This is a genomic window from Odoribacter lunatus (assembly GCF_943193135.1).
In the GTDB taxonomy this organism is placed as follows: domain Bacteria; phylum Bacteroidota; class Bacteroidia; order Bacteroidales; family Marinifilaceae; genus Culturomica; species Culturomica lunata.
Window position 1 is genome coordinate 85,583 of record NZ_CALPCZ010000004.1, and the last position, 25,516, is coordinate 111,098.

Below are 25,516 nucleotides of genomic sequence, written 5' to 3' on the forward strand. Positions count from 1 at the left end.
ATATGGTTATATTTACATCAAACATTATCCAGAGCCGACACACAAATGGTTATATATGTCATTCCGAAGAGCATAGCGGCATTGGAATCTACCGGCTGTTTAATTCGGGTATTAGACTATAAATTGGATACGGTGCTTCGCGATGACGAAAATGTGATAATTCAGTGTGAAGTTATATATCGTAGCCAAAAACATTTGATTCGCAAGGAAAAGTGACGACTATGGACAATGGGAAGTATTCATTCCAAAAAGTGTAACGAAGCTGATTTATTCGTTTGAAAAAGTGTAGAACAAGACCTATTTGGCTTAGCATTTATGCTTCAAAAGCTCATAAATTATACCCCATATGGTATAATTATGCCGAAAAAGCAATTAATTATACCCCTTGTGGTATAATGTCAAATATTTGCATTAACTTTGTACCCGAAAAGGTATAAGATTGATCGATTATGAATACTCTCTCTACGACAGTCAAAATGTTGCGAAAGCAATATCATCTGACCCAAGAAGAACTTTCGTTGAAGTCTGGTGTAGGGCTGCGCTTTGTTCGTGACCTTGAACAAGGAAAGGAAACGTTACGCCTTGATAAAGTGAATCAGCTCCTTGATTTCTTCAATTATGAAATGATTGCCACTTTAAAAACGAATAATCAATGAAACAAGCCAACATATTTTACAAAGACCTACTAGCAGGAATTCTGACGGAGAGCGATTCAGGGTATGAGTTCCGTTATTTGCCTGAGTATCTATCTTTGGAAACAGCAAAGGCGGTTAGTTTGACATTGCCTTTGCAAGAAGAAGTCTATACAAGTCCTGTGCTGTTCCCCTTTTTCGACGGCTTGATTCCTGAAGGATGGTTACTGGATGTTGCATTGCGGAACACAGACATCAGCACACTCGACCGCATGTCGTTGCTATTGCTCTGTTGCAAGGATTGTATCGGCGCAATAAGTATTGTTCCTATTGAAGAAAAGGAGGAAAGCCATGTGTAACTGCTTATATTGCTATCGTCCGCTCCTAGAGGGAGAAAAGGACATGCACCCGACTTGTATCAAAAAGTTCTTCGGTACAATGGCATTGCCTATTCTTGATTATACAACGGAGCAACTTGACCAACTTGCCCTGCAAATCATTCAAGACCAAACCTCCTTGACAGGTGTTCAGCCGAAATTATCCTTGCATTTGAATGAATGTGAGGGTAGCAAACGGTTAACTATTGTCGGACTTTGGGGCAATTACATTTGTAAGCCACAGACCTCACTATATGAATTGATGCCAGAGGTGGAGGATTTGACTATGCACCTTGCAGAAGTGGCACGTATTGATGTAGTTCCTCACACATTGATGCGGATGGCAGACGATACGCTTTGCTATCTTACCCGTCGAATCGACAGAAGTCCTACCGGAGAGAAAATCGCAATGGAAGATATGTGTCAATTGACGGAAAGACCAACGGAACATAAATACAAAAGTAGTTATGAGCGAATCGGCAAGGCGGTTTTAAAATACTCGTCTTTGCCCAAAATGGATGTCACCAATTTTTTCGAGTTAGTGCTTTTCTCTTGGCTGACAGGGAACAACGATATGCACTTGAAAAATTTCTCTTTGTATGAAACAGCAGAGCGGATACGTCTGACACCCGCCTATGACTTGCTGAATGCAGCTATCATCAATCCGAAAGATGACGAAGAACTGGCCTTAACCTTGAACGGCCGGAAGAAGAACCTGCAAAAAGAGGATTTTATCAAATCGGCAACTATTCTAGGGATAGAGACTGTGATTGTAGAACGACTGATAAATAAGTATATGAAGCTATTGCCTAAGTTTGATGCTGTCATTCAAAACTCTTTTCTAAACACCGAACTAAAAGAAAAATACAATCATTTATTAAGAGAACGACTCGGCAGGCTTTCCCAAGAAGCCAATAAACAAACACCTTAACATATCATATAATAAACAAATCTATTATCTTTGCATTATCAACAGATATATTGAGAATAGCAAAGAACACCATAGGGACTAAATTGTCCCGTAAATTGGAACAGAAAATGACTCTAATGGGCGAACAAATCAGACTTGCTCGTCTACGTCGTAACCGATCAATAGCACAGGTTGCTGAACGTACTACCTGTTTCCCTCTTACGATTAATCGTATCGAAAAGGTTATCCGACCGGTTCTATCGGTATCTATGCCCGTGTTCTCTACGCCTTGCAATTGGATCGACCTACTGCTGATAGCAAAGGAAGACACCCTCGGACACACCTTGCAAGACCTTAATCTCAAACATCGTCAACGCGCATCAAAAAAGAATAATTGATAAAAAACATAATACGTTAATATGAATCATAAAACTACTATCACCCTCACCTCAACCTGTATAATAACAAGCATCACTTGTGTTGCATTGACATTCTGGGGACAAATAAAAAACAATGGAACCATAACAACTGATTCGTATATAGGAATCATAGCTTCATTGATTGGAGTATGTGCCACCATAATCGTAGGATTTCAAATTGTAAGTTTTTTTGAACTACGAGACTTAAAGCGACAAGTTGATCAAGTTAAAAGACAGCGTAAAGATTTAGATTCATATAAAGCCACAATTGCCAACGAAATACATTTATCTAAAACTGGCATATCAAATGCATTTGGAATATTATCTGTTGTAGAAAAAAGATCTCTGTTAGGATTTTCAGCACGTGTAAGTTCTATTGTATGCGATGATCTTCAAACTACTCCTGGCACAATTCTATTAAGCAGATACAAACAATTATACGAAGAAACTTCTTTTTTCTTAAAAACCAACGATTATATAGATGCAATGCATCCCATGATAGAAAATCTTAAATATATTCATATTCCTCAAAATAAAGAATATTACTATGAAATCATGAAATTGCATTTTGACATTATCACAATGATGGAAAAGGCGAAACAAGAATCAACAAAACAATAAATAATCATAGCTAAAAATACAATACATCAAACTCCATGCTAATGACTATCTTCGAAAAAAAGCTCAGAATGTAATAGAGAGCAACTAAAGCATTGATTTACATACTATATTCCGGATAGTTGCCGACTCCGTCAATTCGTTGTCGCTATATATCTTTTGTATATGCTCATTAATTGTACGCACGTCAACGCCATACAACTCAGCCATCATACGCTGGGTAAGCCATACATTCTCATCCTCGTAGCGTAACTCCACAGCCACGGGAGAAAATTCCGTGGCTGTGATAAATGTCAAGTAATTCGGCCGCTGAGTTGAAAAGCGTTATCTCTTTATTCTTCATAGCTTTTACAGATTTAAACCATTGCAGCACGAATCAAAACAACTCCGCAGGGAAGAGGTTTCTTAGAATGTTTCTACCCTCTTCACTATCTTTTAGATAATGTAAAGCCTTTTCTATATAGTCTTTCTTGGTCTTATATTTCAAGTACTGAGACACACAACTTGTTAATCCCTTATTATTAACAATCTTGATAAGTTCATTGTAGTTTTTCTCATCTATTAGTCTTTCTATTTTACCTTTTTGTACTGTATATAAATCGTCAATCTTTATATTATCTATAAAAGACATGAAATTCTCTGCAACCTTCTCTTTTGTGTCAGCACGCTGCACATGGCTTTCCGTGAAAGTATAATTGATAGCGCTTGTAATATATGCCGCCAATTGATTTTCTAAATCTCTTGCAATTGACATATAAACATTTGACTTAATATCGTCAATGTTTATCACCTCGTTTTTATACTCTGCAAATTTAACTATGAAATCTTCTACAAGGAACAAGTTCTCTATTTCAGATACGGAATAGGAATAAATCGATTCCTTTTCTAATTTCTTCAATTGCTCATCATTGCGGAAATCTCGATCTATTAATCCGCATGCTTTAACAGGTGCATGTATTAAAGTATTGAAGGCCTTTGTATATGTAATAACAGATTTGCATGACTCAACCGGTTGTATAGTATAATTTGGAAAAAGAATCTCAAACACACTTCTATCGATACTATTTTGTACATTCCCTTCACAAAATAGTATTTTTTTGCGACTGCCTAATAGTTTAAGTTGTAATTCTTCAGGGATAACGCTTTCTTTCAATAATTCTATATCCCAACTATTAGGATATTGAAACTCTTTAATCCATCCTTTTTGCGCTATGCGAGAAGATGCAAAATCTAAATCGTGGGTAAAATAAATAAAAGTACAATCTTTTCGTCTTGACTCAAGTTTATCCCATAATTTATTTGCTATTGATTTATGCAAATGCACTTCCGGCTCATCTACTATTATAAGTGATTTCTCAGGCGCAAGCAAGACTCTACCCGTGTGGTAAATAATCACTCGTTCACCGTCACTCATTTCATGTGCATCATATGATGATTCCCCATAATTGATTCGCAGGCAGTTATTTTCATCACACTCCAATTGCCTATGCTCAATTAGCTCATTCCATATTACCATTATTTCATCAAGCGTGCTTTTAATATCATCGAATACAACAGTTTGACCATCTTTAATCCTTGTAGCACCTCGATTAATTAGGACTTGTCGCTCTCCAAGTAAGATTCCTATAACTTTCACCATTTCCGAGCCATATTTTCTTGTCAAATTATACTCGAAGGCGTCCATCTCTTTTGCATCGAATGTAACTTTATCTGTTAAAATATCCATTTGATATTGTTCAAACGCAGTTTTTGCGCTAGCAAGATTAGGAGTATTGGAGAATTTAGGTATAATTAGAAGTTTTTGTGCTGGTATTACGATGCCATCTCGGACATCTAATGTCTTTTTAAGCAGATTTGCCAATGATGTTTTTCCACAACCATTAGCACCAACTAAGACAGTGTTTTTCTGCGCAAACCCCAATTTTTCATAAAAGGAATATGTTTTACTTAACCTGTTTATATCAATAATTTGATCAGCAATAGTTTTATATGCCAATGTTTTTGACACACCTGGTCTAAATGATGTCGGGACTTTTGCGGGGAGATATTTTTCTATATCATGTTGAAGATGTTCATAGAAACTTACCGGCACAAGATCATTCATGACGTCATCCGTAATTTCTTCTATTAATCTGTCAGCATATGATATGGATTGTTTTAATGCCTCCATATCAATATCAGCTGCCACGATAGAGTCTTTTTCACACTCCGTATAAAAATAATGTGTTGTGTCACGATATTGCGCCAAATTAGCTTGTAATTCTGCCTGATTCATGAAATTATAGTTTTTAATGATCAATCTATTACTTTGTACCGGATTGAAAAAGTGGAGACGGAAAATTTTTTAGTTAAACATTTTTTCCCAAAGTAGGCAATCGCGATATTTTTGTCTGATTTTGTTCTCCGAAAGTAGACATTTTCTACAATTTTACGTCATTTTCGTTTTCAAAAGTGGACTTATTTTTCCAAGTTCTTGTCAGAAAGCGCCTCGGCGCGTCTTTTCTATACGAACTTTGGTTCTGTGGAAAGCTTTCTTTTTTCAAACGTCTTTTTACATATTATTTCTCCTTGGTTGTAGAGTCTTCTGTTGTTCGAAGGCTGTCATAGCCGATGGCAAAACAAGGACGCTGTTCGTTGTAGAACCTGACATACCTATCCATCACCTGCAATAAAAGTTTCGAGTTGTATCAGTATAAAAGAAGTGAAGAATAGTGTTGTATAATTATATCACCTCTATTCCGATGGATTTCAGATACTCGAAAGTGCCGTCGTAAATACTTGGCTTACGTGTCTCATCTTCTATATCTCCGTAAGGGACCAACAGAACCATTCCCTGACGAGCTCGTGTCAGTAATACGCGATATGCATTGAGTTGGTAAGCTCGATTCACTTCTTGATTGTTATGCATCCATCTGTTGCGGGAGAATTTATAATAATCCCAAACCCTATCAACATAACGTAAATCGCCATCCCAAGCAACACAAGTCCAATCCAGCTCAAGCCCCTGGATATCAAATTCTGTGGCCACATCTTCAAGGAAAAACGACGATTGCAAATCCTTTTTATCCTCGAGAAACCAGTGTTCTACATCTATCTTTCGTTTGACATCAATTGCCAATGGGCGAAGTCTTTCAGCGCGTGAGGATACAATCATACCGTATCGCTCTGATCCACGAGCTTTAGTTTTAAGCCATTGTTTTGCCTTTTGATGATCGCGTGTAAGGGCTATTGGATAATTGTCTTTGATTTCGCGATAAATAGTCCGAGCACCGTCTGCGTCCAGATTTAGCAGTTTATGTACGAACAACGAAAGTTTCTCAGCTCTGAATGAGCGCATAGATGCCGACAGATGCAAACATGAATCATTTACTACGTACGGATTTGCAGCTAACAGTCCATGTACATTACCTTCTGCATATTCTTTATCTTCGAGACGGTCGGATACATAGATATGCCAGTCAGGGAAAGCTTCGTTGACGGCACGCAGCCATTCTCCGATACCTGCCTCACCGGTATGAATCTCCTGACCTCCACCGACAAGACAGATGATGACCGCCCAGTCTTTGCGAAGATTCAACGACCATATCAAAAATTCTGCTTCCGAAACGGGAAAGTCCGGCACTTTCCTTTTATTGCCATAACTACCACCACGAGCCAGCCAATCGGCTAACTTTTTATGATTCCACGAACGCTGAGCCTCGTCAAAAATGGCAATATGCTCAATTTCGGCATGTCCGGCTCGTTTTTCAGCCAACGACAAATTTTCGTCAATCTCCAACTTGCCATTTTGAATCGGCAATTTAATCTTCCCGAGCATCTGCTCGCGGTAATTATATATTTCCTGGATAAATTGGCTTACTTCTCGTTTTGCATCACTTCGCTTGCAATTCTCTCGTTCGGCTTTATCCTTTGCAAGTGCAGCAGTCAGCACTTTTACCAGTGGACCGTTGCCGGAAAGATATATAGCCATATCTTCTCTACAACGCTTTGATTGTTCGATAGCAACGTTCAGCCCGACTAACGTTTTGCCTGCACCGGGAACACCTGTAACGAAGCAAATACTTTTCTGATTATTTTGTCGGCTACGCTCTATCACATCGAGCAAAAAATTAGTGGTATTGCGCAGCGACTCTCCCGATGCATCGCTGCGGGTTATCTCCTCGACAGTATGGTTGAGGTAAAGTGCGCTTGCCGCTTCAATGATAGTTGGCGTCGGCTCATACCGACTCTTATGCCAACGGTCGATATCTTCAATAGAGAATATGGCTGCCTGTTCACGTTCAACAATATGTGCTATTAGCGGCCCAAGACCATCTGCATCGACCAGAAGCGGATTATAAATGGAATCGTGGTATACAGACGTTCGGAGGCTGGTTGACTTATACTTTGCTTCGGTGGCAATAAGTATCGGAACAATTGTGCGCTTATGACTCTCTTTGTGAAAATTTTTTAAGTCAAGCGCATAATCCATCACCTGTTCAATATCGGCTTGATGAAATTCTTTTTCGCCAACTTTGAACTCTAATACGAAGACAAGACCTTTGAGCAGCAACACAACGTCCACACGTTTGGCAAGACGAGGAATCGTATATTCGAAAAGGACCTCTACATTTTCATCACGATATGGATATAGAACATCTCGCATAATCGAGATTTCCCCACTCCAAGCCTCCATTTGTCTTGGATCATTGCCTCCTTTACAAGCCAATGTTCCAAGAATTGTATTTGCATCCTTGATGAGAAAATCTTTGATATGATCTTTGTAGTAACAGTTCATTTTTTCTGCTTATCCTCGTTGCTGATGCAAAGGTAAGAATATATTAATTATCAGATGCAGTCTACACTATATCAATGTTAGATATTTTAATTCTTGCAAAATCTTTGTTTGTTATTTATTGATCTTCAAATAATATTTAAAGAGTATAAACCGAATGTCCAACTTTAGATTTCATGAAGAATGAGTACAGATAAAGACTATACGATCAGTATAAATGACAATAAATATCTTATTAGAGTAACGATTGGTATAATGAGAATGTCATCATACCAATCTATATGACTTAGTCCACTATATACGACATCTACGCCAACTCACACCCTCAGTTCCTCCAACCCCAACGCATAATTGGCACAAGGTTCATTTTGTATACACTTCAGTCCGAGTGTCTGGTAATACTTGTAATCATCACCTTCTGAACAGAGATATTTGTAACCGTAGCGAGGCATATACTCCTTGAAGAAGCGAGCCAAATCTTTTAAGTTTTCTTCTTGATTCTTTTTAAAATTGCTATGCACAATGATGATGCTCCAATCAGGGAAATTCCCCCTTCCCCTGCTATACTCCCAAAAACGGATATACAAATCCAAATCCCGCTCACGCACATTTACGCAAAAGCCATTGGCAGTTGCAATCGCACTGCAAGCATTCCTGTAACCAAACCTCTCACATAAATAGAGGTCGAAATCAAAAACCAGTTCTTTGTTCACCATAATCATTAAGATTTATAAGTTAATCGTAAATTATAAATGAAAGCCTCGCCTGCGCTTGGCCTTTTTCTTTTTCATCAAACGCCTGAACTCGGCTTCTTCCGCAACAGTGGCATCGTATGACGAATCACTGCTGAACAGACCGAGCCCAAAGCTTACTCCCCTATCGAATTGAGACACGCTCCGTTCCAAGTCGTCATCTTTATGTCCGGTTTCTTGTCGAGGGCATTCCAACGAAGGACTGAAAGCATTTCGTTCCAATCGTTTGTTGATATTCAAGTAACTGAACTCCCGGCTGATTTTTGAGCCGGAGAAAGAAAAACCGTTATGCTCAAATTTGACTCCCTGTACCTCCTGCGTGGTCCGGCTGACTTTGAATTTCATATCAATATCCCGGACGACAAGAGCATCTTTCAGTTCCTGCCAATCCCGAGCTTTGGGCAATTCCTCTTTCAACGCCTTGTATATCTCGTGCTTTGCCCTGTCGTATGGGCGCAAACATTCCTCCTTGACCTGGTCTTTTCCATTGGCAAAATGCAAACGGTATTTTGCCGTCAACATTTTACATACCTTTTCATTGCGATAGCGGTCATTCTTGTCGCTAATCGCACGCCCGTCATTATCCACCCGATTGAAAACAATGTGGCAATGCGGATGCTCCCGGTCAAGATGTCGGGCAATGATGTATTGCGTATTCCGGATACCCATTAATTCCATATAATCGTGGGCTATCCTCAGCATTAACTCATCGTCGGACTTCAGCCTTTCGCTATCCTCGGGTGAAAAGTTAAGCGAAGTATGTCCGACGACATTTTTTACCCTGTCATTGAGCAATGCCTGTAACCCGAATTGCACGGCCATTTGTTCGGGCAATCCCTCCACTCCCACCGCTTCCAACAACCTGGATTTCTCCTCTTTCAGCACATAGCGAACACAGCCGTCAAACGATGTCCCTTTCGTTTGCTTACCTATCATCTTTCAACTGTTTTATGAGTTGGCTTATATATTGAGCCAGCTCCTGACACTTGTCGGAAACGGCCAGAAAGCCGTACGTGTTTGCCTGCTTCGCCAATTGGTTGAGATTGGTGCTTTCACCTATCAACTGCCGGATAACGTGAATATGCTCTTTTGAAATTCGTTCACGCACCGCCCCATTTTCAATGAGTGAACGAATAACCGCACTTTGATTCCGCTTGCTCCGTCGACACAGGGCACCGAGCCAACCGTATTGACTGTCCGATAGGCGGAGGGTAATCGTATGTTTCTTTTCCATTGGGAATTGTTTTTTGGTGAATAAATTGTGACCACCGGGAGCGACCTCCTCAGATTTTTTGAGGAGCAAGTGGTCGGAGAATGTAATACGCCGACATAAACTTGCTACCGAAAAAAAGTCTCTGTTTCAGACACTCCCTGAAACTTCGTCTTTTAAAAGAAAAATCTTCAACTATTAGAAACCTGCTAACGATTTAGGCTTATGGCGGACATCCCTTTGCATATTGGCAAGCATTTCTTCATAGGTCTGTTCAACACCCTTTTTTCGTCCGTTCTCAATCCAAGCAAGCAATTCATCTTCATAGAAATAGAGTTTCTTGCCTTTCTTGTAAGCCGGGAGCAGTCCTTTACGCACCAACGTGTATATAGTGGGTTTGGCTTTCTTGACGATACGACAAGCCTCCCCAATTTCAACCAATACGTGTTTATCCGATGATTGCGGTCGGAGTTCCGACACCATTCTTTTCAACTCGATGACCTGTTCGGTCAGATAACTTACCGCTTCTGGCAACTTATCAAATGTTACTGTTTCTTTGTACATACGTCGATTGTTTTTAATATTTCGACAGCAAAGGAAACAGGTGATTCAATGGTGGAATCAATCACCGAGATATAACCTACCAATCCTCACTTTACAAGCCAACAATTGATCATCAATAAATAATTCTTACAATTCCCTGTCAATGATTTTTAACTTGTATTGCTATTGTTGGCAAGTTGCAGGCAAGTTAAATTATGCCCACAACAACATTATACACATTGCCCAGACCTTGCCTGTCATTCAGGCAATTGCTTTTGGGAATTCATTAAAAAGCTCCCCAAATTTCAAGGTATAGCCACAAATCCTCCAAGCGAAAAATCCCTACGGATGAGTATCATTAATATGAATTGGGATTGACAAATCGCTATTCCTTCAAGGTCAGAACCAAATCAGCCAAGAGAACAGCAGTTTCTGGTTCGTCCTTCGGAGCATCTTTGGACTTCCACGCCACCACAAACCGAACAGATGCAGATTTTACTTCATAGCCTCTTTCTTGCCACTCCGATAATTTTTTCTGCATATCCTGCGATAACTTCGCAACCGGTTTATTAGTTAAATCATACAAAATAAAATTCTTATAATTCAAGGCATCCCCACTCCTTAACGCTAAAACCTCTCGCTTGAGTTCTTTGAAAAAATCCAGATAAACATCACTATGGGAAAGTTGCAGGACAATTTCTTCGGGCATAGCGTATTCTTGGAGATTGCGAGAATGCCGGTCTGCACTTAAACGACTAAAGCAATCACCATTCGTATGTATAAACAACCGATTCTTAGCACGGGTCATTCCCACATAGAACCGTCGCATTAAATCAGCATCTTTTTTATAATCGTCAGATATGAGCATATACACGTCATCAAACTCCCTGCCCTTGGCCTTATGAATAGTCGATATCACAACATCCGCCCCCGAAACGTCGCAGAAATCTTCCACCTGTGATTCAAAAACAAATTCTTTGAAGTCGCTAATGTACTTCGCTTTGTTCGTTTGCTCAAACAATTCCACGCAACGCTTTATGTACACCAAACTTTGACTTGTTGCATAAGTAGAAAAAGTGGCACGTTTTGCATTTTTCCATACTTCTTCCGGAATCAGAGGTGTCTTCACCCGTTTGTCAATGTACCTCAGGAAATACCTCACTTCAACCATATTACAGAAACGAATGCCTCCCATTGACTGTATCAACTTGCCATTTATGCCTTGTCTTCGCAAAAGAGCCATCAAAATGACCGTTTCTTCGTTTGTCTGGGCAAGAATACACGAATTGCCCTCCCCTCGACGGTGAATTAATTCTTCAACAAGTGGTTGATACATATACTTGGATTGATGACGTGTCACCCCTACCCAGCCATTCTCTTTTCTCATCGAAACAATTGGCGTACTTTTCATCCTCTTACCAATGACTTTCACGAATTCGTTGGCAAACTTCACAGGATGATGCGCACTGCGATAATTCTCGGTCATTTCAACAAACCTGCTTCCTGTCTCCTGTGTCAACTGATACATATAGCCGGAATTCGAGCCCCGGAAGCCATAAATATTTTGGTCATCATCCCCCACGGCTATCACACGCATTTCCTCATTATTTGTCATAAGCGCCTTCACAAGTGCATATTCCGCAGTGCCCATATCCTGGGCTTCATCAATGACCAACACCGTTTTCCCGATTCTATTTGGCTCCACTTCGCCTTGATTTATCATCTCGGCAGCCTTGGCAACAACATCTTTGGCATCTGCCAGATTTCCTATCCGTCCCAAAAGGTCAAAGCAATAAGAGTGAAAAGTCTTTATCTCGACAAAATGAGCAGCATTGCCTATCAGTTTCAAGAGCCTCTGCTTGAATTCAGTAGCAGCAGCCCTTGAAAATGTCAGCATCAGAAGTTGTTCGTGTTTCACATCCTCAAGCAACAGAAGAGAGGCTAATTTATGAACCAGCACACGTGTCTTTCCGCTACCAGGACCTGCCGCAACAACGATACACCGCGATTCCTTGTCAGAAATAATTTCCAACTGACGTTCGGACAACTGCCCAAACAATTGTTCGTATTTCTTAGGCGTCACATTGCGTTGAATTTCACTTACCCTATCGCCTTTGAAATATTTTGCGACAAACTTTTTGTAATCCATTCGGAAATAATCTTGGACATATCGCAAGGCCGCATCATAATCTCTCACCATTAAATTAGCATATTCGCCAACGATGTGAACTTGCTGTATCTTCTGCTTATAAAATTCATTCAGCATCCGATAATCATCCTGCTTGTATCTCGACTTATTGTCCCTTATTCTTTGAATGTCCATAGCATTATAAAGAACAAGGAATCCGCCTTCAAGTTTGAGCGCTCCGATTTTCGATAAATATAGAAGCGCTTCCTCCACCTCCTCCAACTGCAAATTGTCAAGTTTACTAAAAAGGGAGCGAGGAGCAGCCTTTATTTGATTGAGAAGTTCTACTACAGAGAATTGAACAGCCTGCTTTTCTGAATCTCCTTTTCCTGCATTGGAGACTAAATTGTACAACCATTCCACAGCAAACCGACAAATTTCCAAACGCTTTTCAAAACGACTAATGGTTGTTGTCAAATCTGCCTGACGGCTGATTTTCATATTGTGTGCCGCATCTTCTTGCTTATGGGTATATCCTTTGATTGCAAGGAAATAGAGCAATGTTCGGATATCCTTTTCCTTGGATGTTTCTACTCCGTCGTTCACGGCATCGTCATTCAGTTGCTTGCAGGATATCCGCAAAGATTCATCGGGAATACGGTTGAGTATGTATTGCTCCAGTTTTGCAAAACGTTCGAGAAGCGCCTGTGACTTTTTTTCCGAATCACCGGCATCCAGCAGATAGGCAGAGATATCTTTACTGTCTGCCAATATGCCCTCCTGACGCATTCGCTCCACAACAGATACAACTTCCTGCTTGTGTAATCCCAGAATATCTGCCAGATAATCGACTCGCGACTCTGCTTCAGAATCTTGAGCTTTTGCAATATACTTTTGCGAAATCAGGGACTTGATGATTCGGACAGCCTTTTCTGTTTCATCACTGCCAAAGAGTAACGATTTTGATATGCGCTCTCTTGCTTCATCCATATTTTTTACCGTAATACCTGTGGCATATATATGAGGCACATTGTTTCCTCTCACCAAATACCCACTTTGTTCCAAAGCTGCCAAAGCTGTCCGCACACGAGTTTCAATATCGAATACCGAATCGTCCCAACCTGCTTGCCGAGCAATTTCCAATGCGGAACAACAAACCCTCATACGCTGTCTGGTAAGGTCTTTGACAGCCTTCCATACCTGCTGAATTTCACTGATGCTCAGCTTTGTCTGGTTTAGCAAAATAAAATGCTTGTCCAAATCATTGTCGCCATAAAGTACATAGCAACGTGCACTGAGAACAGGATCACGACCGGCTCTGCCAGCTTCCTGTACATAATTCTCTAATGAGTCGGAAATATCATAATGCACGACCAGTCCGACATCCTTCTTGTCGACTCCCATACCAAAAGCCGATGTAGCCACAATGATGCGAACCTGGTCATTCATAAAAGCCTCCTGGTTGGCAATTTTTTCATCGGCATCCATTTTGCCATTGAAAGGCAGTGCCTCATAACCGTCACGAGTTAATTTGATTGCCAATTCTTTTGTACGTCTGGTATGTGATACATAAACAATTGTAGGACAATCAGATTCAGCCACCAGATCTCTCAACTTTAAATATTTATCATCATCCGTTTCTGAATGAATGACAGAATAACGCAGATTAGTCCTTGAAGCCGTCGAGGCAAACAATCTTAAATCCAGATTCAATGTCTGCCGGAAATAGTCACAGATATCCTGTACGACTTTCTGTTTCGCCGTAGCAGTAAAACAGGAAACCGGTATCGGAGTTTTGCATCCCTTTTTTTGCTGGTATTCCTGAATAAATTTGCCAATGTAGAGATAATCCACCCGAAAATCCTGTCCCCAAGAAGAAAAGCAATGCGCTTCGTCTATTACAAATCTCACAACATGGCGCACCATTAGTATTCTCTCGATAGTTTTTGAACGAAGCATTTCGGGAGATATATACAACAGGGAGGCTTCCCCGTCCCGTACTCTTTGTATCGCCAACGCCCTTGTAATCGGGTCCAGCAATCCGTTAATGGTCACAGCATCGGCAATTCCTCTATCGGCAAGGTTATCCACCTGGTCTTTCATCAACGACTGCAATGGCGAAATGACAACCGTAAGTCCGTGAACAGAACGACCTGCCATAAGTGCAGGCAATTGAAAAGTAAGCGATTTACCTCCACCGGTAGGAAATATCGCCAGCAACGAATCACCTTTCACCGCCGCCAGGGCAGCTCGTTCTTGGAGTGGTTCACCATCGTATGTCCGAAAATGCTCATATCCAAAGAACACCTTTAAATTATGCAACACATCCAGTTGAGTATTGCAGTATGCACAACCTTCCTTGCAATTTGTATGACGCAGAAGTTTTACAACAAACTCCACTTCAGGATAATTGTGAAGCACCCAACCAGGAGTAACGGAACGATAATCGGCCGTGTCTATTAGAGCCAATGCGTATGCCAATTCACACGGATACTGCCTGATTAACATTTCAATCTCTGTATGTTGGCATATTTTTCCCGCATAAAGACTTGTTATTAATTCAGCCAAGCCTTTTGTAACATACTCCGCCCTCACCATACCGAGAAATCCCTCAAACTCTTTTTGGCCTTTTAACAATGATGCGAACAGTTTGCGCTTTTCATTCGGCAACGCATTCCAATGTGCTATCTCATCCAGCAATAAATCTTTTGCTTTTTCGCAATCATTCACCGGATTATTCATCTGTTCGCTTATCAGCTTGTCATCTTTCAAAAGCCTATGATAAGGGCGTTCCGGAAACAACAAAGGCGAAATATAAAGCGTATCGACAAAAAGCCATTGACACGTTTCTTTTGCAAACAGATATTTGGCATCGTGATGAATGATATTATGGCCACAGAGATAATCCACGCCATTAAGGAATTCGAGCAATTCCCTTTTCGATGCCTTATGAAATGTCGCCCCATCATAACGGAACGCTCCGATGTCGTGGATTTTATGATCTTTCAAACCAATCTCAACATCCACAATGGCATAGCGAGAAGCATCATAGAGCGAAGGTGCCATTTCATTACCGACACTATCGTTTATTTCCTCAACATCCCTGTTTCTTATGAGTCTGCTCCATATAGACATCTATTCAAACATAACAATGAGTCGTTTTACAATTTGGCATTACTATACATCCATAACATTTTCCTTGTTGTTACTTAGGCATAATAATTCCTTATCACTTGCAAAGATAAGTGATAAAACCTAAAAGTTTAAACTGCAACTCATTTCGCTTTTCAATTTATAAACCACGGTCTTCTAATATCATTGTAAACAGTCTCACTATTCGCATAATCCGCCCATGCCTTAACAGCATCTACTATCGCAGCATCTGTTGCCACCCTCTTCAATGAAACTGCTAAACGTACACCAGCATGCATAATGTCTACTTTTTGCTCTTCTCGGATGCTTTGTTTGGGTATACGCTCCAAGACATTCAGCATCATATTAGCCAACTGTTCTCGTGTAGCTTTCGACATTTTTTCATAAGGTATCAATATTAATGTTTGAAGGTAGAGTCGCATCTTATCCGTTACTGCATAGTTACAATAGAAAATAAGATTCTGTAATACTTTTTGTATTGATCCCCCGCTATCAGCATGAGCAATCAATGCCTCGCAGGAATCTATTATATCTGCTTCGTTCTCAGAAAAAAGTTGAGCAGTAACAATTTCTCTCATCTTATTTAGACTTAATTTTCGCAACACATTATTCAATCTTTCCAGCGTTGTCCTTACCGGCAAATGTGAAGATAAATCTTTCTCTAGAACTGCAAATAGCTTTTGACAAGGCTTTTTATTAGAATATCCCTTTCTTATAATGATACAGACGAATTCTTCCATTTTTTTATATACAGGAACAATGAAGTGACGCAATCCACCCAACAGCTCATTCGAATCATCAATAGAAGATTGGGCATAGTTGTTGTCCAATATATCTGCTAATTTCTCAAGAATTGCACTTATTTGTTCTTCCTCAAGAAAAGAAACAAGCAGTACCAGATGATGAAGAGCTTCTTTTAAGGACGATATTGGCGAAGACGATCCAGCATACTTATAGTCTCCATTAAAAAATAAGGACAGATCTTCTTCCACTCGTTTTTTCAACATTGGCCATTCTTTATTCGATGGTGAGACAAGTGTATAGGAATGACGCGTAAAAATAGATGATGCTTCTTTCACACGCCATGCTCTTATCGCAGAAACAAGCTCTTCCTTATTTTCATCTATCTGAGCTTGTAATAAATACATTGCCCTGCAATAGGCTGAGTCTCGAATATTCTTTCTTGAAGAAGATAATCCTTCTCGCACTATAGCAATCTCAACCTTTCCCGGCTTATAATATTTATATCCATCATCAGGCAAGGGAATGTCACGCCTCCTTATATCTTCGAATAGAGCAGAGCTAAATGCTTCTGTAAAAACCTCCTGGACACAAGCTGGCAGTACATTGGAATAAATAATGTTCAAGTCTTCTTGATCACAAAAACGAGCTTTACGATAAGCTTGCAAACAAAACTTATAAATGTTCGACACAATCTCTTCTGAACACAAAGAAGACAAACGTGACAAAAATGGCAGTAGCACCCTAGTTTCTTTTTGTTTTCTTACCTTTTCGCAAACTGTCTGTGTTGTTGTTTTTAGTAACTGCGTTGCTAGTTTATCCGCACATTCTCGTGTTAAAGTATTGAGAGTTGAACGATTTGCATAGGAGATGGTCACCTTGCGACTGCTACTACGCAAGACTACACCTAAAGAATAAGGAATACCAAAACTTGTCATCTGAGGCAATAGTTGAGTGAGTATTTTCTCATTAACCACATCACCTTCAATTGAATAAGGTACGCCATAAGCTTCACAAAGCAATAAATAACGATAAGGATACAAAATCCTCGTATTCGTTCCGGAGTCTAAGTGCCAATATCGGCTTTCCGCATCTACTCCAAAGCCGTGTTTAACTTCAAATGAGTCATGCACAGACATACTTATATTCCGCAAAATGGAATCACGGATTTCAATAAACGAAGAAGCGGAGCCACCTCTACCCATTGACTTTTTGTTATATAAGTCAAGTAATTCTTCCATCACACTACGTAGAGAGAGTTCTTCCGAAGTGGTAGTCTGTGTCAGCGATTGAGTAATACGCTCAAGGGCTTCGCTCAGAAGCTCCGTAGCACAAGAAAGCTCTCGACTTTCTGCCAATACAAGAGCTTTGTAGATGATACCTTCATAGCAGGATGGTGTCGGTTGCCATTCAGCAAGAATTTCTGTCACGGTATCATAATCCAATATTGATAAAGCATTACATGCAGCTATATAGTAAAAACGACTAGTCTGATAACTTGTCATACGAGACTTTTCATTTTTCAGTTGCTCATAAAGGACCTTGGCTTTATCGTTCTTATCCGGATGGTGACGATAAAGCCGCAGCAGAGATAAGGCCAAAGTGATAGCTTCGTTAGAAAGAGGGGCATCGCCATAACTGTGAATTATGGTCTCTAAGTTTTCTCTGTACCAATCAAAATCTTTGAAAGAAAGGGAAATGTCTGCTCGCCAATCTAATTCAAACAGCAAAGGCTCACGATATTGCTTGTCAATGTTCTTAAAGACTGGCTCCAAATACGGAAACTGGTAAACGGTATCTTTCAAATTATCATAATACTTCTTGGGAAGAATAAACCATCCCGGATAAGAGAGCCGAACACTTTTCATCTGCTCTATCAACTGCTCGGCATCAATATTTTTTTCGTCATATTTCACATAACCAGTCCACTCGGATTCTCTTACTGATAGGTAAGTAAAGAAGAAATCAAGGGCTGTTTTATAATCGTCCAAATCTTTCACCATAGAAAAATTTAGCACTTCTATACCCCTATGCTCCATCAGCGTTTTGAAAGAGTCATCATAACCTCTATCGCAAGTAATCAAATAGGAGGGACCGGCATAGTCACCCATCACATCGCGCAACCACCCCTGCCACGAAATAAAGTTGGGATCATCACCAGAAAAGCCCACCAAACAAAAAACACTTTCCACCAATGCCTGACGCACAGTGTTAACAAATTCTGGATGGTCTACCGGATAGTTTTTGTAGTCTTCCTCTGTCATCAAAAAAGGTGTCTTATCCGGAAAACTACCATGCAGTTTGATTATACGTGGACTTTTCTTATAGAGGAGCATTTCTTTAGAGGTAACCACAGAGTATGTACGCACCAAACCCTCACGAGCACGTTCCAGCAATGTATCATAGTTCGTGGTAAAGACATCCCGCCAAGGCAGATTAAGAAGTGCTTTATGAAGTTCTCCAGGATTCATTCTGTCATCTGGAATAGCATCCCTAATAAGGTTATCCAACTCATTACGCCCAAAAGATGCCGTAAACTGCGAAGCAAGTCGCATCGGTGTTTTAAACACCAAATCGCTCAGCACCGGTTTTTCAACATTCTTTAAGCGACAATAAATATCCTTACCTACATCATTCCATTGCTTCACCATAATGTATGAAGGCACATCCGCATTACAGCTAAACCCCGCACCTACCATAACGGAAGCCTTGCCCAACTGAAGATACCTCCGGATCCTGTCAATTTTCGACTTAAAGGAACATGGTACATTCTCTAATATTTCTTCAAATGCCTTTTTCTCCATTTATTAAGATCTTCAAATTACACTCAGATAAAATTAAAAAATAAATAAAAATTTATTAAAACACATAAATCACTTAGAATCAATAGATTTACTACGACATATTATATTCACATACTCACCACATTATCAGAAGATACAAAATTATTAACACTAATAAACAACGACAAGTTATCAAAAAATATGATGAACAAAAATATAAACAATTACTTTATAAAATTTTTCCATTCAACTTAATCCGGCACTCCGTTTCGGTGTGGGACATTTTGCGTTCAATAGTTGATATTTCTGAGTCACGCAGGGTGTGGGCGAAGACTTTTTTGATAAATGCAGCGGTTTGCAAGCGGGGTTTGCCGAATGCCTTGCCGATATTCCAGCCGAAGTGCATTATATCAATGGATTTCAATTGCGCATCCGTTTTTAAGGGAGCATATTCTGACAGTGTATCTCTCAGACTATATTCGGTAATGTAACCGCACAGGCATTCGAGGTCTTCTTCGCTCATATAAGCCACCATTGTCTGCCTTGTATAATCGAGCACCCTATCTAATTTCGCCTGTGATGCCCGTTCCTGTTCGGCAAGAACGTTAGCCCGTAATACCTCGTACTCCAATGGCCGGGGTGTGGATTCGACAAGGGCAACATTTTCTTCTTCAACAACTTCCGTTTGCTGAAATGTCCGGAAACGCAACAAGAACTTCTGCAAAGGCTGCAATAAAAACTCATTGAGTATCATTTGAAAACTGATATAAAGTGCAGACAGCACCACGACTGTTGCAAAAAATGCAACCGTCGCACTGAATTCGTCCATTCCCCCAAGCAACACAAGCCAACGCACCAATATGCCCAAAAGCAAAATCGCTCCAAACACCAAAAGATAAAGTGCAATGTATTCCGTTTTCTTCCGATTCATCATACTATTTGTTAATCATTCCTGCACAAATATATATGACAAATCCCACGCAAAAAATGGCAAATTTCATTATTGAAGGGATTTCCACAGATTTATTCTCCTCTCATATCATACTATATACCTAAAAAACAATACTTTAACATTTTTCCCAATTCTGATAAAAATTAATCAAGATAATGAAATAATGAACTAATTTTTAGTAATAGAAATAATCCGTCGTATGATTAAGAATCATATTTGTGCTTGTCGCAGAATATCAGGATTCCTTACTATATTTGCAATAAATTACTTATAAAACATAAACAGGAAGAGATATGAAACTACACCATATAATCAAATCATCTCTTATAACATTTATATTATTCTTCGTTATAAACTCTAATGCCTAAACAATTGGTTATACATATAAGGCATTAGCGGCGGAAGGGTGCAGCGTAAAATATAGTGTGTCAAAACACAATGGTCGATTTTATATCATCACAACAGTATCGTCTGATAGAATGAGATTTCTAAAAGAACCAATAATGATGGTAAAAACAACAAAAGGAGATATCCTAAAATTTTCAGGAGAATTCCTAGACAATGGAACTCAATCTGCAGGTATTGTTACTGGCAATATTATTATTCCTGTTACATCTATCATCTCAACAGCTCAATTTGAAGTTTCCGCTGAACAATTTGAACAACTGAGAAATGGCATCACAAAAGTAAAACTTTCAACTACACCTATAGAACACGAGCGTACATTCAAGAAAGACAAAATAGGTAAAAAACTTTACGAATACTATGTTAATGCTAGAGATAAAGAGGAGTATTTTTAGTGTTCCTATGTCATTCTCAGACTCTCCCATACTTTAATCTTAAATTAATATGTCTGCATTAATAGCAGATTATCATTCTTCAAAAGAATAACACTCCCAATAAAATACTAAAATAGTGATATAAGGCTTATAAAAATCAAGGCGGTAACTTTATATATTGAGTTACCGCCTACTTCTTACCTTAATGATATTTTATTCACTGTCTCGCGCTTCTTGGCACTTACCAAATCGGCGTAAATCTGGGTGGTGGTTACGTTTTTGTGGGTCAGCATCTTTGAAACGGTGTAAATATCTGTGCCCGAAGCGATTTGCAGGGTTGCATAGGTATGACGGAAGCAATGAAAGGTTATGTGTTTTGTGATTCCCGCCTTTTCAAGCCAGTTTTTCAGCGGATAATTTATCATACTGCGTTGCAAGTCCTTAAACACCTTGCCTGTTCCGGGCGTACCGCACAATTCGTAGGCTTCGTAACTAATGGGAAGCGTCGCTTCCGTCTGGGTTTTCTGCGTCCTGATGCGTAAGCAATAGCCTTGGTCGGGAGCAATGGAAAAATCCTCCCATTGCAAGTTCAGGATGTCGCTTATCCGCAAACCGGTCAGACAGGCAAACAACGAAGCCGCCTTTAAGACAGGAATATCGCAAGGCGTGGCTGCCAACTGCTTCACCTCATCCAAGGTCAGATACTCTTTCTTCACATCCTGCGGTTCTATCTTATCAAGGTAATCATTGATGTTTTCCCGAAACCATTTGTCCCGATAGGCAATCTTCAACAGTCCTCTGAACGTGGAGTAATAGCCGGATGCGGAATTGAGCGATACGGGACGGTGATTCCGCCGGAGCTGTTTGGCATTCAGCAGGTATTCACGAAATCTCTTGCACAAATCCACATTCACGTCTCCAAACGTACACTGCCCTTTGACAAAATTGTAGAAATGCTGATAGACAAACGTCCATTTCTGGTCTTTGCTCCGGCACATCTTCTTGAAATAGGCCAGAAAATCGGCTTTCATCTTGGTCTTGTCCAAGAAGCCGAACTCCTCGTTGACCAGCGACTGCACCCGGATACAACGAATCGCCTCCGCCTTGTTCAGCATATCGTTGTTAAACTGACGTTCCATTTCGTTTTTCGGGTGTGCATAGATGTAAATCCCGAGATATTCCCGACGGCTCATCTGCATCGTTTCGGGGTTACGGACTGCCGGATAATAATCCAGATACAAAGAGATGCGGTCATTCCGAATCGCTCTCTGACGAACGGTTACTTTTGTACAAGTGTGTTGCATACTGTTTTTATTTAGGTTTTACAATGGTTTGGTGCAAAGAAAAATGGTTATTCAACGGTGGACACGTTCACCGCCAAATAACTGACATCGGCTTATTCTATCCTCGGAGCCTCAAACAGCTTGTCCAATTCCGGCTTGGAGATAAGCGTGTATTTGCCCTTCTTGACCCTCGGTATATGATGATATTTTACATAATGGTAAAGCTGGTCACGGGTAAGGCTGAATTTTTCCATAGCTTCGGCTACGGTGTAATGGGACGGCTCTTCCGGCACGGCGATACCTTTGGCAATATCCACGTGCTTCTTGGAATAGTACACCACAATCCCTTCCTTCTTCTTCGGAATGGCATTCTTGGAAACAAAAGTATAGATAGCACTCAACGTCATACCGAACTTTTCCTGCATTTCCTGCGTGCTATACCATTCCGTAATATCGGGATTCGGCGCTTTTCTAGCAAAGTAAGCATCCATATGTTTCTTGCTCCAGTAGGTTTTGCCACGGCAAAAAGTGCGGGGGATATTCTGCTCTTTCGCCATATGAAATATCCACGATTCCTTAACGCCATACTTTTCTTTGATTTCCGCAGTAGTGTAGAAATCTGTAATAGAAGCGTCCTTTATGGGTAGGCGTTTCTTATATTCCACAGCCTTTTCAAACATAAGGTCAATGTCCTTTCTTCTGACCAATGTTTTTCCTTTAAATTGGACAACTTTAATCATATTGTCCGCCATATAGCGGTAAATACTGGCTCGACTAATTCCTAAGAGTTTTGCGACTTCAGACGGAGTATAAAACTCTTTGTCCTCAATAGGGCTTTCTTTTGGATTTGTTGCGAACTCTTTTTGATAAGCAACGATTCGCTCCTGCCGGATTCGCTCTTTGTAAGCTGCGCTATTGCATTTATGAGAACAATAATTTGTACTCATCTTGCGAGCTGTAAAAATACGTCCACACCATTTACATTGCTTTTGAATTTCGATATTACTACTCATTATTTCTCTGTTTATTTCTCCTATTTTGCATCAATGCGTCTCACTATGTCTCACGGTGTCTCAAATCTCCACCACCTTTCCACCCCAAAATCTCGAGTAACAAGCGAGTAACAAATACGGTACAAAAATGAGCTGAAAAAGCCTCACGAACGATGATTATCGCTCACAAGACCAAAAAGAAAGGCGTTCAAAATGAACGCCTTAGTAATCAATAATGGGTTATGCTAATCGTTGGTAATCACCACTTATTTTCCGATGCAGAAGTTTTTAAAGATATTCCCCAATACCTCGTCGGTGGTGATTTCACCGGTGATTTCACCGAGGTAATGCAAGCATTCACGGATGTCCTGGGAAATAAATTCTGCACTGATACCGGATTGAAGACCGGAACCTACCCGCTGAACAGCGGCAAGGGCATGCTTCAAGGCCTCATAATGCCGGATATTATTGACAATCACGTCAGAAGAGTTCAGTTCTCCCCCATTCACCGCATCCAACAATTCCTTTACCAGCAAATCCAGGTTCGTACCAGTATACGCGGATATCGGAATAATTTTCTCTCCAGCGGTAAAAAGGCGTATTGTTTCCTGAGGGGTCAATACATCTTCCACCTGATCCGTCTTATTCAGCACGATAATCAACCGGGCTTCCGGTGAAATATGCTCCTTCACCTGTCGGTAATATTCCTCAAAACTCTCCTCTCCCCGACTTAAATCCGTCAGCAGCAAGACGATGCTGGCTTGTTCCATTTTGGCAAAAGTACGCTCAATCCCCATACTTTCCACCCGGTCTTCGGTATACCGGATACCTGCCGTATCGATAAAACGGAACAGGACTCCTTCCAAATGCACCATGTCTTCAATCACATCTCGCGTAGTACCCGCCACATCCGAAACAATCGCCTTCTCCTCACGAAGCAAGGCGTTCAACAGGGTACTTTTCCCGACATTGGTATTTCCCACAATCGCCACGGGTACCCCGTTTTTGATAACATTGCCCAAGGAAAAAGAACGGCACAGACGCTCCAGCAAATCTTCTATGTATCCAGCAATCCTACGCAATTCCGTCCGGTCAGCAAACTCAACATCCTCCTCCGAAAAATCCAGTTCCAATTCCAACAGCGAAGTAATCCGCAACAGCTCGGTTCGCAGTTTCATCAGCTCGGCAGAAAAACCGCCTTTCATCTGATTGATTGCCATACGGTGAGCCGCAGAAGAAGAAGAGGCTATCAAATCGGCAACAGCCTCCGCCTGCGACAAATCCATTTTCCCGTTCAGAAAAGCCCGCTGGGTAAACTCGCCCGGCATCGCCAGACGCGCACCGGCATCTACCAGCAACTTCAACAACTGCTGCTGGATGTAAACGGAACCGTGACAGGCTATTTCCACGGACTCCTCACCGGTAAAAGAATGCGGCGCACGAAACACGGTCACCAACACCTCATCCACCATCTCCCCTTTCTCCACAATCCGCCCGTAATGCACCGTATTGGCAGCAGCCTCCTGCAACTGCTTTCCCGACGGCGATTCATACACTCGGTTCGCCAAAGCGATACACCCCTCACCGGAAAGCCTAATCACAGCAATCGCCCCCATTCCCGGAGCCGTAGAAACCGCACAAATAATATCTCCCTTTACCATATCTCATAACATCCTTTTGACAAAATTACGACTTTAGCCCAAAATAAGAAATAAATCTCCTCAAAACTCTTATTTACAACAGTCTAAATTTTATACTTTTTTAAATAATACTCACTAACTTACGGCTTTATTTTTGCGTACACAATTATAAAAATTAATATCCCAAAAATAACAGAGTATTTATTAACTAAATAAAACGACCTACTATGAAAAAGCTACTTTTTTTACTTATGCTGGGATTATTCGCTTTTCCCGCCTCCGAAATTCTTGCACAAACGCAGACTCAGACGCAAACACAACAATTAACTAAGAAGCAACTAAGACAAATGAAGCGCGATCAAAGAAAACATGCGCGTCAAATCATGAATCAAGCTGCTCACGAAGCTGCCTTGACTGCTCTTAAAGACAACAATTGGGTATTAATGGCCACCACTTTATACGGCCCAAGAGGACAAGCCATTCCAGTTTCCGACAACACCAATTTCATCCAATTTAAAGACAATACTGTGTATGTACAGTTGGCATTCAACGGTATCGCAGGCCCCAATGGTTTAGGAGGAATCACGGTACAAGGTACCCCCAGCAATATCAGTTCCCAAACAGATAAATACGGAAACCTTACTTACTCGTTTTATGTGAACGGAACTGCTATAACCGCTCAAATTATCATCAATCTGAACAATGGAGATAACTATGCACAAGCAACCGTATACCCGATGATGAACAATAATAATCTTACATTCTCCGGTACATTGGTTCCAACCTCCCAATCCGGTATTTTCAGAAGCGGATTTATCAGCTACTAACTA

Annotated in this window: 19 protein-coding genes and 1 pseudogene; 7 read left to right on the forward strand and 13 right to left on the reverse strand. The window is 40.5% G+C overall.

Annotated elements, in window-relative coordinates; translation table 11 throughout:
- The first annotated feature begins 449 nt into the window (after positions 1 to 449).
- The 5 genes and pseudogenes from NFR61_RS03330 (at position 450) to NFR61_RS03350 (ending at position 2,959) form a co-directional block, all read left to right on the forward strand.
- Positions 450 to 656, forward strand: a complete 207-nt coding sequence (locus NFR61_RS03330) for a helix-turn-helix transcriptional regulator (protein WP_251620599.1) — start codon at positions 450 to 452, stop codon at positions 654 to 656.
- Positions 653 to 991, forward strand: a complete 339-nt coding sequence (locus NFR61_RS03335; RefSeq protein WP_251620601.1) for a HipA N-terminal domain-containing protein — start codon at positions 653 to 655, stop codon at positions 989 to 991. The genes NFR61_RS03330 and NFR61_RS03335 overlap by 4 nt, the downstream gene beginning before the upstream one ends.
- A complete protein-coding gene (locus NFR61_RS03340; RefSeq protein ID WP_251620604.1) occupies positions 984 to 1,940 on the forward strand; it encodes a HipA domain-containing protein in 957 nt (318 codons plus the stop codon). The genes NFR61_RS03335 and NFR61_RS03340 overlap by 8 nt, the downstream gene beginning before the upstream one ends.
- A 56-nt stretch (positions 1,941 to 1,996) precedes the next feature.
- Positions 1,997 to 2,317: pseudogene (locus NFR61_RS03345) on the forward strand (transcriptional regulator).
- Between the two features lie 21 nt (positions 2,318 to 2,338).
- Positions 2,339 to 2,959, forward strand: a complete 621-nt coding sequence (locus NFR61_RS03350) for a hypothetical protein (RefSeq protein WP_251620605.1) — start codon at positions 2,339 to 2,341, stop codon at positions 2,957 to 2,959.
- An 84-nt stretch (positions 2,960 to 3,043) separates the two neighbouring features.
- On the opposite strand, the gene NFR61_RS03355 is transcribed toward NFR61_RS03350, so the two are convergent.
- The 10 genes from NFR61_RS03355 to NFR61_RS03400 all read right to left on the reverse strand — a co-directional run bounded on the left by NFR61_RS03355 (position 3,044) and on the right by NFR61_RS03400 (position 19,971).
- Positions 3,044 to 3,253, reverse strand: a complete 210-nt coding sequence (locus NFR61_RS03355) for a virulence RhuM family protein (protein WP_251620607.1) — start codon at positions 3,251 to 3,253, stop codon at positions 3,044 to 3,046.
- Positions 3,254 to 3,332: 79 nt separating this feature from the next.
- Positions 3,333 to 5,231 carry a DUF4435 domain-containing protein gene (locus tag NFR61_RS03360; RefSeq protein WP_251620610.1) on the reverse strand — a complete coding sequence of 633 codons (1,899 nt, stop codon included), beginning with the start codon at positions 5,229 to 5,231 and terminating at the stop codon, positions 3,333 to 3,335.
- A gap of 447 nt (positions 5,232 to 5,678) precedes the next feature.
- Positions 5,679 to 7,733 carry a DNA/RNA helicase domain-containing protein gene (locus tag NFR61_RS03365; RefSeq protein WP_251620612.1) on the reverse strand — a complete coding sequence of 685 codons (2,055 nt, stop codon included), beginning with the start codon at positions 7,731 to 7,733 and terminating at the stop codon, positions 5,679 to 5,681.
- A 314-nt stretch (positions 7,734 to 8,047) separates the two neighbouring features.
- Positions 8,048 to 8,446 carry a hypothetical protein gene (locus tag NFR61_RS03370; protein WP_251620614.1) on the reverse strand — a complete coding sequence of 133 codons (399 nt, stop codon included), beginning with the start codon at positions 8,444 to 8,446 and terminating at the stop codon, positions 8,048 to 8,050.
- A gap of 30 nt (positions 8,447 to 8,476) precedes the next feature.
- The gene (locus NFR61_RS03375) at positions 8,477 to 9,418 is read right to left on the reverse strand and encodes a relaxase/mobilization nuclease domain-containing protein (protein WP_251620616.1); all 942 of its coding nucleotides are present in this window, start codon (positions 9,416 to 9,418) and stop codon (positions 8,477 to 8,479) included.
- Positions 9,408 to 9,716, reverse strand: coding sequence for a MobC family plasmid mobilization relaxosome protein (locus NFR61_RS03380; protein ID WP_251620618.1), 309 nt, complete (start codon positions 9,714 to 9,716; stop codon positions 9,408 to 9,410). The genes NFR61_RS03375 and NFR61_RS03380 overlap by 11 nt, the downstream gene beginning before the upstream one ends.
- A 174-nt stretch (positions 9,717 to 9,890) precedes the next feature.
- Positions 9,891 to 10,256 (reverse strand): helix-turn-helix domain-containing protein, encoded by a 366-nt coding sequence (locus NFR61_RS03385; protein ID WP_251620620.1) that lies wholly within the window; start codon positions 10,254 to 10,256, stop codon positions 9,891 to 9,893.
- A gap of 364 nt (positions 10,257 to 10,620) precedes the next feature.
- Positions 10,621 to 15,498 (reverse strand): RecQ family ATP-dependent DNA helicase, encoded by a 4,878-nt coding sequence (locus NFR61_RS03390; RefSeq protein WP_251620622.1) that lies wholly within the window; start codon positions 15,496 to 15,498, stop codon positions 10,621 to 10,623.
- Positions 15,499 to 15,650: 152 nt separating this feature from the next.
- Complete coding sequence (locus NFR61_RS03395; protein WP_251620623.1) at positions 15,651 to 19,061, reverse strand: SIR2 family NAD-dependent protein deacylase; 3,411 nt, start codon at positions 19,059 to 19,061, stop codon at positions 15,651 to 15,653.
- 208 nt (positions 19,062 to 19,269) lie between these two features.
- The gene (locus NFR61_RS03400; RefSeq protein ID WP_251620661.1) at positions 19,270 to 19,971 is read right to left on the reverse strand and encodes a mobilization protein; all 702 of its coding nucleotides are present in this window, start codon (positions 19,969 to 19,971) and stop codon (positions 19,270 to 19,272) included.
- Positions 19,972 to 20,495: 524 nt separating this feature from the next.
- Between NFR61_RS03400 and NFR61_RS03405 the strand changes: the two genes are divergently transcribed.
- Positions 20,496 to 20,792 (forward strand): hypothetical protein, encoded by a 297-nt coding sequence (locus NFR61_RS03405; protein ID WP_251620625.1) that lies wholly within the window; start codon positions 20,496 to 20,498, stop codon positions 20,790 to 20,792.
- A gap of 176 nt (positions 20,793 to 20,968) precedes the next feature.
- Here the strand turns inward: NFR61_RS03405 and NFR61_RS03410 are convergent, their stop codons facing one another.
- From NFR61_RS03410 to mnmE, 3 genes are all read right to left on the reverse strand, one after another.
- On the reverse strand, positions 20,969 to 22,075 hold the full coding sequence (locus tag NFR61_RS03410) for a site-specific integrase (protein WP_251620627.1): 1,107 nt from the start codon (positions 22,073 to 22,075) through the stop codon (positions 20,969 to 20,971).
- Between the two features lie 92 nt (positions 22,076 to 22,167).
- Positions 22,168 to 23,067: a helix-turn-helix domain-containing protein gene (locus NFR61_RS03415; protein WP_251620629.1), complete on the reverse strand. Its 900-nt coding sequence runs from the start codon at positions 23,065 to 23,067 to the stop codon at positions 22,168 to 22,170.
- A gap of 245 nt (positions 23,068 to 23,312) precedes the next feature.
- On the reverse strand, positions 23,313 to 24,707 hold the full coding sequence (mnmE, locus tag NFR61_RS03420; RefSeq protein WP_251620631.1) for a tRNA uridine-5-carboxymethylaminomethyl(34) synthesis GTPase MnmE: 1,395 nt from the start codon (positions 24,705 to 24,707) through the stop codon (positions 23,313 to 23,315).
- A gap of 206 nt (positions 24,708 to 24,913) precedes the next feature.
- Here mnmE and NFR61_RS03425 point away from each other — a divergent pair, with 206 nt between their 5' ends.
- Positions 24,914 to 25,513, forward strand: coding sequence for a DUF4251 domain-containing protein (locus NFR61_RS03425; RefSeq protein WP_251620633.1), 600 nt, complete (start codon positions 24,914 to 24,916; stop codon positions 25,511 to 25,513).
- Positions 25,514 to 25,516: the final 3 nt, after the last annotated feature.